The 12,285-nt window shown below is 28.9% G+C and carries 9 protein-coding genes and 6 tRNA genes; 13 read left to right on the plus strand and 2 right to left on the minus strand.

The window, feature by feature from the left end:
* Nucleotides 1–82: 82 nt before the first annotated feature.
* The 13 genes from FPD38_RS06170 to FPD38_RS08170 all read left to right on the plus strand — a co-directional run bounded on the left by FPD38_RS06170 (nt 83) and on the right by FPD38_RS08170 (nt 11,029).
* Nucleotides 83–1,522: a hypothetical protein gene (locus FPD38_RS06170; protein WP_147555858.1), complete on the plus strand. Its 1,440-nt coding sequence runs from the start codon at nt 83–85 to the stop codon at nt 1,520–1,522.
* Between the two features lie 243 nt (nt 1,523–1,765).
* A complete protein-coding gene (gene purD, locus FPD38_RS06175) occupies nt 1,766–3,016 on the plus strand; it encodes a phosphoribosylamine--glycine ligase (protein ID WP_147555859.1) in 1,251 nt (416 codons plus the stop codon).
* The gene (locus FPD38_RS06180; RefSeq protein WP_147555860.1) at nt 3,013–3,465 is read left to right on the plus strand and encodes an RDD family protein; all 453 of its coding nucleotides are present in this window, start codon (nt 3,013–3,015) and stop codon (nt 3,463–3,465) included. Before purD ends, FPD38_RS06180 begins: the two co-directional genes overlap by 4 nt.
* Nucleotides 3,455–5,491, plus strand: coding sequence for an LPS-assembly protein LptD (locus FPD38_RS06185; RefSeq protein WP_410002936.1), 2,037 nt, complete (start codon nt 3,455–3,457; stop codon nt 5,489–5,491). The genes FPD38_RS06180 and FPD38_RS06185 overlap by 11 nt, the downstream gene beginning before the upstream one ends.
* Nucleotides 5,488–6,147, plus strand: a complete 660-nt coding sequence (locus FPD38_RS06190) for a phosphoribosyltransferase (RefSeq protein WP_147555862.1) — start codon at nt 5,488–5,490, stop codon at nt 6,145–6,147. Before FPD38_RS06185 ends, FPD38_RS06190 begins: the two co-directional genes overlap by 4 nt.
* 133 nt (nt 6,148–6,280) lie before the next feature.
* Nucleotides 6,281–8,389, plus strand: a complete 2,109-nt coding sequence (locus FPD38_RS06195) for a polyribonucleotide nucleotidyltransferase (protein WP_147555863.1) — start codon at nt 6,281–6,283, stop codon at nt 8,387–8,389.
* A gap of 83 nt (nt 8,390–8,472) precedes the next feature.
* Nucleotides 8,473–8,548: transfer RNA gene (locus tag FPD38_RS06200), tRNA-Lys, on the plus strand.
* A 13-nt stretch (nt 8,549–8,561) separates the two neighbouring features.
* A tRNA-Val gene (locus FPD38_RS06205) sits at nt 8,562–8,637 on the plus strand.
* 13 nt (nt 8,638–8,650) lie between these two features.
* Nucleotides 8,651–8,727, plus strand: a tRNA-Asp gene (locus tag FPD38_RS06210).
* Nucleotides 8,728–8,729: 2 nt separating this feature from the next.
* Nucleotides 8,730–8,805, plus strand: a tRNA-Lys gene (locus FPD38_RS06215).
* Nucleotides 8,806–8,814: 9 nt separating this feature from the next.
* Nucleotides 8,815–8,890, plus strand: a tRNA-Glu gene (locus tag FPD38_RS06220).
* A 913-nt stretch (nt 8,891–9,803) separates the two neighbouring features.
* Nucleotides 9,804–10,379, plus strand: coding sequence for a conjugal transfer protein TraN (gene traN, locus FPD38_RS06225; protein WP_261798313.1), 576 nt, complete (start codon nt 9,804–9,806; stop codon nt 10,377–10,379).
* Nucleotides 10,380–10,852: 473 nt separating this feature from the next.
* Nucleotides 10,853–11,029 carry a hypothetical protein gene (locus FPD38_RS08170; protein WP_187153113.1) on the plus strand — a complete coding sequence of 59 codons (177 nt, stop codon included), beginning with the start codon at nt 10,853–10,855 and terminating at the stop codon, nt 11,027–11,029.
* Nucleotides 11,030–11,034: 5 nt separating this feature from the next.
* Here FPD38_RS08170 and FPD38_RS06230 read toward each other — a convergent pair.
* Nucleotides 11,035–11,111: transfer RNA gene (locus FPD38_RS06230), tRNA-Ile, on the minus strand.
* Between the two features lie 53 nt (nt 11,112–11,164).
* Nucleotides 11,165–12,274 carry an FtsW/RodA/SpoVE family cell cycle protein gene (locus FPD38_RS06235; RefSeq protein WP_147555864.1) on the minus strand — a complete coding sequence of 370 codons (1,110 nt, stop codon included), beginning with the start codon at nt 12,272–12,274 and terminating at the stop codon, nt 11,165–11,167.
* Between the last annotated feature and the right edge of the window lie 11 nt (nt 12,275–12,285).

Consider the following 12,285-nt stretch of genomic DNA (forward strand, 5'->3'; position numbering starts at 1 on the left):
TTTATTGAATTTTAAAATACTATTGTAAATTTATAAAAACAAAGATAAAATAGCATTTTATTTCTAACTTAGAAGGCTTTATATGCACGGCAAGATAATGGTTTATGTAGATGGTACTGGCAGAGGAACGGTGATTAATCTTGCAAAGACTTTTTTTGAATTTAATAAACATGCATGGCATGATAAAAGAAGTATGCCAGCTGTGGGTATGTTTGTTGAATTTAGATCCGATGGAAAGCATATTACTGATTTGCGTCCTTCAAAATTTCAAGAATTTGGCGAAAATGATTTTATAAAAGAAAGAGATTTTTGGAAAACTGATAGTGATGATGAGTTAGAAGACTTAAGACTAGCCAAGCGTGATGCTTATGTGCAAGATCTTTATAGGCAAACAGATTATGATGAGCTTGATAAAATTCCTTTGAATATAACTATTCCTCAAGCTATCCAAAGATATTTTTATAACGAAACTTTGTGTATTAATGCTGTAAAAGATATTAATATGGATGAAGTGCCGTATGTGATTGATTTTTTTGCACTTAAAAGATTTTTATATAAGGCTTTGGATACTTTGCTTTTTTCAGATAATACAATTAACCAAGCTGATTTTTCGGTGATGAAAAATATTATTGTTCATCTTGAAATGGCATATAAAGATATGAAAGACAAGCAAAAAAATATCAATATAGAGCGTTTATATGATGAGGTTTTTTTATCTCACCAATGTCATTACCAAGCTCTTTTAGCTTCGCTTGATAATAGAAAAAATAGAAAATTAGCATTAGAAAGACAAATGAATACTTTGGCTAGTGAAATAAAATCAAAACAAGCAAGATTAGAAGCAGAAAGTGGTAAAAAATATCAAGAATTAGAAGAGTTAATACATACTAAAAAGCAAAAACTTGTTGAAATTAAAAGCGAGATGGATTATTTTAGCGTAAGTGTTGAAAAATTAGAAGCTTTAAAAAAATCATTTTATGATAAAAATTTTACTCTTTTTTCAAATAGCTTTAATATGGCAAGAGAAAAGCTTTTTGATAAAATTAAGCAAGGATTGAATATTTGTGCTACAAAATTAGATTTAGAGATATGGGTAAAGTCTTTAAAATCAACTAGCATTAAAAATTCGTATTTTAAAAATGCAACTGAAATTTCTTTTTGCACTCTATCTTTTGCAGAGTTGTATTTAAATAGACTTAATAAAAATGCTCTAAATCCAAACGATCAATTACTTCTTTCTTATGTAAAAAAAGTCAAAAAAGAATGTGAAAAGAATTTTTTAATTGTTAGTTCTAATCCTGAAGTTTATGTTAATATGAAAATTCAAATTTTTGCGATGAATCCGTATTATGTTGTTAAACATGCACCAAAAAAAGTGAATTATCAAGGTTTGATGAAAAATATAGAATTTGATGTTGTTTATGTAGATGAGAAGACATTGTGGGCACCCGTAGCTGATGTTATTTTAGAAGGAAAATATTTTCTAAAAAAAGATTCTAAAACCAAATTTAAAATTTTATAAAATAGCTTATTTAAGATTTATTGGTTATAATTTTATTGCCTGAATGGTTCGATTGTATCAAAAGGATCCAACACATTAATCATTAGTTGTGATGTGTGATTTACCGTGTTCTGTGACTTTGTTTGAGCTTTTAAAAAAGCAAGAAGCTGCAGCCTTTAAAAATCATCTAACGACAAAATTTGACTTTTTAGGGTCACATATTTATACTGCGGCCATTTGGGTTTTATCATTTTAAGGAAAATAATGAAAATTTTGATTTTAGGAAATGGTGCTAGAGAATATTCTATTGCACTTGCTCTTCAAAAAACTAATAAGAATATAGAATTTTATTTTATTCCAGGAAATGGTGCTACTGCAAAAATTGGAACAAATCTTAATATGAAAGATTGCAAGGTTATTACAGCATATGCAAAAGCTTCTGAAATTGATTTGTGTATTGTTGGAAGTGAAAAATTTTTAACAGATGGAATTGTGGATTTATTTAGAGAAAATAATATGACTATTTTTGGTCCGACTAAGGCAGCAGCAATGCTTGAAGCGTCAAAATCATATATGAAAAGTTTCTTAAAAAAACATAAAATCAAAACAGCTAAATTTTTAAATACAACAGATTTTGAAAAAGCTAAAAAATTTATTTTAAATTTAACTCCTCCAATTGTGATTAAAGCTGATGGTTTGTGTGCAGGCAAAGGAGTTATAATTGCTCAAAGTTATGATGAAGCATTGGAAGTTACTCATAAAATGTTAAGTGGTGAGAGTTTTGGTGATGCTGGTAAGATTGTCGTAATAGAAGAGTATTTAAATGGTTTTGAATTAAGTATTTTCGCACTTTGCGATGGAAGTGATTTTATCTTACTTCCACCTGTGCAAGATCATAAAAAACTTTTAGATAACGATAAAGGACCAAATACTGGAGGAATGGGTGCATATGCTCCAAGTTCTTTAGCTAGCAAATCTTTACTTGAGCAGGTGAAAAAAGATATTATTAAACCCACTTTAGAAGGTATGAAAGCACAAGGAAATGAATTTAGTGGAGTTTTATTTATAGGTTTAATGGTAGTAAATAATAAACCTTATGTTTTAGAATATAATGTTCGTTTTGGAGATCCAGAGTGTGAAGTATTGATGCCTTTGATAGAAAATCCTTTAGAAATGTTTTTAGCATGTGCAAATAAAAATTTATCTAGTGTTAATGTAAGAATCAAAGATGAATACGCAGTAGGTGTAGTTTGCGCTAGTAAAAATTATCCTTATAAAGATAGTCCTAAAGTTTTAATTGATATTGGTGAAATTCCAAAAAATTCTCATTTATCTTATGCTGGAGTAAGTTTAGAAAATAATAAATTATATGCTAACGGCGGTAGAGTGTTAGTATGTGTTGGGATAGGAAAAAGTATTAAAGAAGCACAAGAAAATGCTTATAAATTATGCGATAATATAAATTTTAAAGGTAAGCAATATAGAAAAGATATTGCCTTTCAGGTCCTTCAATGACAAATCAAGAATTATTTGATAAGCTAGAAAAAGAAGAAGTTGTTTTGGCAAGTTTTAAAAAAAGAACTTTAGCCTATATTATAGATATTTTTATTGTTTGTATTATAGTAAGCATTATTTTATTTGATAAAATATCGTTGGCACAAACTTATGAAGAAATTCACACTCTTTTGCTACGATTTACTGGTGGAATTTTACTTTTGCAATTTTGCTACCACACTCTTTTTGTTTATCTTTATGGCGCAACTTTAGGAAAAATGTTTTTAAAAATTATGGTGATAGATCAAGAACTTTTAGATAAACCTAATTTAACACAAAGTATTTTAAGATCTGGCATAAGACAAATTAGCGAAATTTATGGACTTGGTTTTGCTTGGGCTTTGAGTAATATTGTTTTAAAAACTTGGCATGATTATGCGGCAAAAACAGTGGTAATTGATCTTGCGTAAAATCTTTTTATCTTTTGCTTGTATTGTAAATTTATATGCTGCAAAGGTAGATATATATGCTTTAGATGTTGCAAAAAATCGTGATATTATTGAAGCTAAAAGCAATGTAGTGGTCGTTTCAGATCTTTATTTAATCACCGCTAATGAGGCAAAATTTAATGAAAAAACAAAAGATTTGGAGCTTTTTGGCGATGTTAATATTTTAAGAGGTCAAAAAGAAAGGACTCATTCAAGCTATACTAAAATTAATTTGCAAGATAATACAACCACTTTTAAAAATTTGTTTTTTTCTAATAATGATTTAGAAGTTTGGCTTCAATGTTATGAGGCTAAATTTGATAAGAAATTTTTTATCACTGAAAAATCTGTTGTTTCAAGCTGTAATGTTGAAAATCCTGATTGGGAAATTCGTTTTGAAGAGGGTAAATTAAATAAAGAAAGCAATTTTTTACATCTTTACAATGCAAGATTGTATGTAAAAAATACACCCGTGGCATATTTACCTTATTTTGGTTTTAGTGTGGATACCAAAAGAAAAAGTGGTTTGCTTATTCCACAAATTGTAGCAAAGCAAAGTGAGGGACTATATTATAATCAACCTATATATTATGTAATTGACGATAATGCTGATTTGCAACTTGAGCCACAAATTAGAACAAAAAGAGGTTATGGACTATACTCAACGCTTAGATTTGTAGATTCTTTAAATTCGCAAGGTGAGATAAGTACTGGTATTTTTGTAGAAAAATCAGACTACAGGGAAAAAGAAAAGTTAAAAAATAAAGAACATTATGGCTTTGAGATAAAATATTCAAGCGATGAATTATTTAAAAGTTTATTAAATGGTTCTTATCAGGAAGGATTATGGCTTGATGGTAAATATTTAAATGATGTTGATTATATGAATTTAAGCTCTAAAGCTAAACCGGAAGCTTCGCTTGTAACTTCAAGATTAAATTATTTTTTATCAGATGATGAAAATTATTATGGACTTTATGCAAAATACTATATAGACACTTCTAAAATTAGTAATAAAGATACTTTGCAAGAATATCCTTCATTGCAATATCATCGATATTTAAATGGAATTTTTGATAATTATATACAATATAGTATCGATGCTTCTTTTCATAGATATTACCGACATACTGGAATTTATGCTAAGACTTTAAATTTTGATGTTCCGCTTGTTTATCATACGAGTTTTTTTGATGATTTTTTAAATTTTTCTTTTACTGAAAGAGTGTATGCAAATTTTGTAAATTATTCTAATACAAATGAAAAAAATCAAGAGCATTTGTTTAGAAATTCTCATAATTTTTCTTTATACACAGATCTTTCCAAGCCTTATGAAAATTTTTACCATACCGTATATCTTGGCATAAATTATTATTTATCTGGAGCAAAATCTGGAAAAATTACTGAAAATTTTATAGACATAGAAGATGAGCCAGAGCAGATTAATTTTTCTATGTATCAGTATTTTTATAATGCTATTGGAAAGAAAAAACTTTTTCATAATTTTGCCATAAAATATAATTTAACAGAGCAAAATTTTGGTGGTTTTGATAATATTGTGGAATATTTTTATAATGATTATATTAGTTTTAGAAATGAAACTGAATATAATGGTGTTCAAAATCGTTTTGATAAAATTTTTAGTGAAGCTTCATTAGATTATGATAAATGGAAAATAGGTTTAAGTCATGCTTATAGATTTTATGAAAATGAAAAATATAATTTCTTAGGTACTAAAACTCAATATAACATTAACACTAATTATCAAATTTTTGGCGGTATATGGTTTGATTTGGATAAAAATCCCGATAAATGGGAAATTGGTTATACTTATCAAAGAAAATGTTGGAATTATTCTTTAATGTATCGTCAAGATATTTCGCCCAAGCTTACTAGTGCAGGCATTAGTGCTAAAGATCAAAGTGGTGTGTATTTTATGTTTAATTTTTATCCAATTGGTGGAGTCTCTTATGATTTTGCTTTGGAAGAAAGTGAGAAAGCATTATGATAATTTTTGAAGATTCAAAAGACGCTGCTAATAGATTATACGATCAACTGCCAATTGCTAAGTTAAAAGATTATCTTATTATCACTCCTTCGTTTAAATCCATAGAATTTGTAAATGAGTTAGCTAATAAGTTAAATTTAGCTTATGATTTTTTATTTACAGAGCAAATTAAAGCACCAAACAATGAAGAGTGTCAAATAGCTATGATTAGCGAAACCAAAGAGCTAGTTTATAATGAAGCCTTAATCAAGGCTTTTGATATAAGTTTAGATTATATATACGGGGAAGCAAATAGAACATACGAAGAGAAAATTTTAAAAAATGTTTATCGTTATAGAAAAGGTAATCTTTTAAAAGATTTAAAAGGGAAAGATATTTTGGTTTTACATGAAGGCTGCGAGACAGGAATTACAGCTTTATCTTGTATAAAAAGTCTTTTAAAAGAAGAAGTAAATAGCATTATATATGCGAGTGCTTTGATGCCAAGTGATGTGTATGATTATATTAGTATTTTTGTTGATGAGATATTTTGTGTTCAAAAAATAGATCATTTTGTTGATATAGAGTTTTATTTTAAAAACAAAACAAGATTAGAATCCCAAGATATTTTAGAAATTTTAGAAGAAAGTGAGTATTATTTGCCATTGAAAAGATAAATTTAAATCTAAACAAAAAGCGTTGTTTAGATTTAAATTTATAAGGCAAAATAAAAACAGGCTTTTTAAGTTTTAGCTTTAAAATTTAAAAAGCTTATTTGATTTTGCCTATAATAAACATCAAGGAAAAATCATGGAACATATACTAAATATCAATAATCACATAGAAATTTTTGAGACAGATAAATTTGCTAAGCAAGCAGCTGGAGCTGTTTTAATGAGAGAAAAAAATGCTGTTGTTTTGGCAACTGTTGCCAGAGAAGATAAAATGGTAGAAGAAGATTTTCTACCTCTTACTGTTCAATATATTGAAAAAGCATATGCTGCAGGTAAAATTCCAGGTGGGTATGTCAAAAGAGAAACCAAACCAAGTGATTATGAAACATTAAGCGCAAGGATAATCGATAGAAGTTTAAGACCATTGTTTCCAAAAGGATATGCTTACCCAACGCAAATTGTGGTGATGGTTCTTTCTGCTGATAGCGAAGTGGATTTGCAAGTTATGAGTTTAAATGCAGCAAGTGTTGCGTTATATTTAAGTGACATTGCAATCAAAGCTCCAGTTTGTGGGGTGAGAATAGGTAAAATTAATGATGAATTTGTTTTAAATCCAAGCAATAGTGAGTTAAAATCTAGTACTTTAGATCTTTATGTAGCAGGTGTTAAAGATGAGCTTTTAATGATAGAAATGAGAGCTTTAGCTGGTAAAAAAGATGGTGTGCATTTTATGAATGAGCTTAGCGAAGATGAGACTTTAAGAGCGCTAGATTTTGCAAGTAATGCTATATTAAGAGGATCTAATGCTTATGAAAAAGCTTTTGCTGCTTATAGAAAAAATTCAAATCTTGAGTATAAAGTTGAAAATGATAATGAAGAATTGATAAATTTTGTTAAAAATTCATATTTAACTAAGCTCAAAATAGCCATTAATCAAATGGCAAAAAGTGAAAGAGCAAGTGAAATTTTTCAAATTGCTAAAGAAATTGAAAAAGAAAACATTACTGTTGAAAAAGAATGGACTTTAGAAGATATCCAAAAAGCTTTACATGCGTGTAAAAGAGAAATTGTTAGAACACAAATTATAAATGATGGCAAAAGAGCTGATGGCAGGGGTTTAAAAGATATTAGAAAGATTGATATTGAAACTAATATCTTACCAAGTGCGCATGGATCTTGTCTATTTACTAGAGGGCAAACTCAAGCTTTAGTTGTAGCTACTTTAGGCGGGGATAATGATGCGCAAATGTCAGATATACTTACAGAAAAAAATCCAATATGTGAAAAATTTATGGTTAATTATAATTTTCCAGGATTTTCAGTGGGCGAAGCAAGTCCTATAAAAGCCCCAGGTAGAAGAGAGCTAGGACATGGAAATTTAGCAAAAAGGGCTTTACACCCTAGTGTAGATAATGATTATGCACATACTATTCGTTTGGTTTCAGAAATTTTAGAAAGCAATGGATCAAGCTCCATGGCCACTGTTTGTGGTGGCTCTTTGGCTTTAAAAGCTGCAGGTGTTCCTAGTGTGAAATTAGTAGCAGGTGTGGCTATGGGGCTTATTTTTGAAGAAGATAAATATGCTATATTAACTGATATTATGGGGCTTGAAGATCATGATGGAGATATGGATTTTAAAGTTGCTGGAAGTTTAGAAGGTATCACTGCTTTGCAAATGGATATTAAGTTAGGTGGTATAGAGCAAAAAGTATTACAAGAGGCTTTATATCAAGCAAAAGAAGCAAGAGCTTATATTTTAAATTTAATGCAAGAAGCAAATTCTAAAATAATCATAAATGAAGCTATACTTCCAAAAATAGAAATTTTCAATATAGATTTAAATAAAATTCCAGATATTATAGGTCAAGGTGGAAAAACCATAAAAGAAATTATTGAAAAATTTGAAGTAAATATTGATTTAGATAGAGATAAAGGTGAGGTAAAAATTTCTGGATCAAATAAAGAAATGATCGAGCAAAGCAAAGAATATATTTTAAATTTAATTCACTCAAAAAATACCAATAAAAAAAGAGATAAAAAAGAAATGCCTAAATTTGAGATCGGCGAAGAGTTTGTAGGCGTGGTGCAAAAAGTAGTTGATTTTGGTGTTTTTGTAGGATTAAAAGATGGTATAGATGGTTTATTGCATAATTCTAAAATCAAAGAAAAATTAGAGCTTGGTAGTGAAATACAAGTAAAAGTTCTAGAGATTAAAAATGGCAAGGTCTCTTTAGATTTAGCTTAGTAAATTTAAGCTATAAAAGCTTTGTTTTTTGTCTATTTTCTTGACAAAAAACTTTTCTTTTGGCATAATTTCATTTTTTTGCTGTCTCGTTAGCTCAGCCGGTAGAGCATCTCCCTTTTAAGGAGGGGGCCGTTGGTTCGAATCCAACACGGGACACCACTAATGTCTTTTTGGTCGCTTAGCTCAGTTGGTAGAGCGCCACCCTTACAAGGTGGATGTCATAAGTTCGAGTCTTATAGTGACCACCATCCTTTTTTGGTTGCGGCGGTAGTTCAGCTGGTTAGAATATCGGCCTGTCACGCCGGAGGTCGCGGGTTCGAGCCCCGTCCGCCGCGCCATTGTCTCGTTAGCTCAGCCGGTAGAGCATCTCCCTTTTAAGGAGGGGGCCGTTGGTTCGAATCCAACACGGGACACCACTGCTAAATGACCCTTTCGTCTAGCGGCTCAGGACATCACTCTCTCTGTGTGATAACAGAGGTTCAAATCCTCTAGGGGTCGCCATTTGGAAAAATATATATTATTTACTTTATATATGTTTTGTACTATTATATAAGGCTGGTGTTTTGTGATAAAAGAAAAGTATTAATTCTTATAAAACAAAGTGCTAAAAACTATATCAAAATTATAAATTTTATATTAAATATGAGATATGAAGAATAATTTTTTATTAGCTATATTTATTTCTTTTGCTGTAAGCAATTACCTACTTTAATATATCAGAGGATTTAAATTTGTATATTCTTTCAGTTTTTGACATAAAATAAAAAAATAGTTAAAAAGAATATAGTTATAAATATGAAGCCAAATAAAAGATGGTGGATTTAGCAGGTGTGTAATTTACCAACCAAACACCTAAGCATCCATACTTTAATGAAATATTTTTTCATTTGCACATGCTTTTGTACATACTTTGTATTTTATTGTAAAAATGTGTAAAAAAGTGATATTGTTTTACTAAATAGGTGATATATTAAAATTTTTAGAGTGTGAATTTCAAGGAAAGAATTTTGTGGATTTAAATTCTAACAAAGAAAAATACTGCCTGACTAATGAAGAGCAAGTGTTTAATATATTCAAGAAACAATTTCAAAAATAGAATATTTGCTATTATATGAATTGCTAAAGTAGGTTAAATCTCATTTTAAAGATTTAACTCCTGATATAATTTTAGCTATTTTTTTCAAAGCTATAAAAATTTTTTAAAATCATTACCATTTAAATTTTTTCCAATATCTATAATTCTACATTATACTATATTAAATATTTTATTTTATATCCTGTTTATGCTGGTAAATAAAATATAAATGCTATGCTTTAGATAGTTTTAGAAGTTAGCAAAGATATTGTATGTTTAAAACAATAACTATTCTAAATGTAATAGTTGTATTTTAAAAAGGTGCTATCCATATTGAAGATGAAGATACTTAAGTTAGTATTTAATGATGAAAATAATAATGGTTGGGAAGATGATGGTTCTTGTGGAGAACAAATTTTTATCTTTAATAAAAAAGATAATAGATGTCGCTCCAAAGACAAATTTTTTGGCTTAACTGGTGGTGGTTGTTGTGATAAAGATAAAGTATTTATAGGGCTTGTACCTTGTAAAGAAGATGAAAAAAAGCTAGCCAAACTCAATAAGCAAAATAGATGTGTAGAAGTTGGTGAATATTACTCTAAAAAAATTAAATTCATAGGTTGTATTCAGCATAAAAAAACATATTGTTGTTTTAATTCAAAATTAGCAAGAATATTTAATGAACAAGGACGCCCACAAATTGGAAGGGGTTGGGGTTCTCCAAAGAGTCCTGATTGTAGAGGATTTGCTCCAGAAGAATTTCAAAAGTTAGATTTTAGTGAAATAAATTTAAGTGAGTTTATTGCTGATATTGTTGGAAGTATTGATGTAGATAAAATACAAGCTGATTCTATAAAAATACAAGAAAAGATTGAAAGCAATCTTGAAAATTTAACAAGAAAACCTACTAATTAAAAAGAAAAAATAAAACTATAGAAAGGAGATAGAGTTTAGTTAAAAATTTGTTTGGTAAGCCAAAGGGATTGTTCTAAACCCTGCAAAAGCAGGGGATACTCAATAAGCCTTGACATAGCAAAGCGTTAAGAGTATAATTATAAGAACAATGTTGAGCATTTAACTCACCTCCCTTCTGGGCGGTAAATTAACGCTAAAGGGTTGCACCCCTTTAGCGTTCACCCTTAATACAATTACACCAAACAAACTCTTTAGCTTCTTTAATACAATTGATGAAAAGATTTTACATTTTTATTCCTTAAGTGCTTTAATTTTTACACCTTCTTTATTATTTGGTGTTACAAATATAGATGATAATTATATTATCTTTACTTGGGGCTATGGTGAAGTAGCAAATGATATTTTACAAGTTATAAAAGATGTCATATCTTTGCTTCAATTAACTAATAAAAGTAGAGAATCTTTTCATATCAATGCTTTTAAGTAAGATAGAGCTTATAAATATATTAGAAAGTTTAAGTTTATACAATCTTTCAACTTTAATGCAAACTATACAAAAAAGATATTTAAAACTAGAATATAACTTAAAAAGCTTTGATAAAGACAATATCTTTTTATCTAATATGATTATGAATATGAGATTGAAGTAAGTAAATGGTGGATTTAGCAGGACTCGAACCTGCGACCAACCGGTTATGAGCCGGTTGCTCTAACCAACTGAGCTATAAATCCGCCAGAAAGTTAAAAATGAAATGATATTATATCTTTTCTTTCTTAATTTAAATTTAGAATTTTATTTTTATTGCTTTTTCAATAGCTAAATATCTAAAGGTAATTAAATTTTGTAATATTCCAAAAAATATCATAAAAGTTGTAAAAGAGCTTCCTCCATGACTAAAAAATGGCATAGGAATACCAACAACAGGTGCAAATCCAATAGTCATAGATATATTAACAGCTACATATAAAAATACAAATAATGCAATACAATTAGTAATTACTCTTGTAAAATAATCATCTTTAAGCTTGTAGTTTAAGCTAAGTAGGTGAAATATAAGCAAAATATAAAGAAGTATAATTATCACTGCACCTATAAAACCAAATCTTTCAACCGTATAAGCAAAGATAAAATCGCTAGTTGAAATGGGTAAAAATTTAAAATGAGTTTGCGTGGCTTCATCGGCTTGTTTTCCGGTTAATCCGCCACTTCCTATGGCAATGATAGATTGTTTGACATGATAACTTGGTTCTTCAGATAAAAAATCATGAATTCTTTGTTTTTGATAAGGTTTTAAAAAATCACTATAAATAATAGGAGAAGCCACAGCTATAGCTATAAAAATAGTAAGCCAAATTTTATAATTTACTCCTATGATAAAAAGCATTCCATAGCCTACTATCAGTAGTATCAAAGCAGTTCCAAGATCGGGTTCTCCTGCTATGAGTAAAAACGGAAGTAAGATGTAAAAACTCAATTTTAAAAATTGTTTTAAACCATAACCATTTTGTGGCGGTGGATTTTGATAGATTATATAAGCTAGCATTAATATAAAAGAGGATTTAAAAATTTCAGAAGGTTGTATGGTAAAATCAGTAAAAGGCACATTAAGCCATCTTCTAGCTCCTAATTTTTCAACACCAAAAATATCAACACTTAAAAGCAAAACTATATTAATCCAATAAATAACAGGTATAAGCCATGCTAATTTTCTAAGCGGGATAAAAAAGAAAAAAGCAAACCCAGCAAATCCGACTAAAGTATATACAAGTTGCTTTTCAGCCAAACGCACATCTGCTTCGTATATCAAAATAAAAGATATAGCAATAATAGGAAGAATAAGTATTGGTTGAACAAAATCAAAGTGAGTTAAAATTCTTCTATCAAGCTTTATCAAAATAATCCTTT

The sequence above is a fragment of the Campylobacter volucris genome (assembly GCF_008011665.1).
Lineage (GTDB): Bacteria > Campylobacterota > Campylobacteria > Campylobacterales > Campylobacteraceae > Campylobacter_D > Campylobacter_D volucris_A.

Bases quoted from the DNA above. Each gene is read 5' to 3' on its own strand.
- FPD38_RS06195 (WP_147555863.1), top strand. From the start codon at position 6,281: ATGGAACATATACTAAATATCAATAATCACATAGAAATTTTTGAGACA.
- FPD38_RS06170 (WP_147555858.1), top strand. From the start codon at position 83: ATGCACGGCAAGATAATGGTTTATGTAGATGGTACTGGCAGAGGAACG.
- traN (WP_261798313.1), top strand. From the start codon at position 9,804: ATGAAGATACTTAAGTTAGTATTTAATGATGAAAATAATAATGGTTGG.
- FPD38_RS08170 (WP_187153113.1), top strand. From the start codon at position 10,853: ATGCTTTTAAGTAAGATAGAGCTTATAAATATATTAGAAAGTTTAAGT.
- FPD38_RS06190 (WP_147555862.1), top strand. From the start codon at position 5,488: ATGATAATTTTTGAAGATTCAAAAGACGCTGCTAATAGATTATACGAT.
- FPD38_RS06180 (WP_147555860.1), top strand. From the start codon at position 3,013: ATGACAAATCAAGAATTATTTGATAAGCTAGAAAAAGAAGAAGTTGTT.
- purD (WP_147555859.1), top strand. From the start codon at position 1,766: ATGAAAATTTTGATTTTAGGAAATGGTGCTAGAGAATATTCTATTGCA.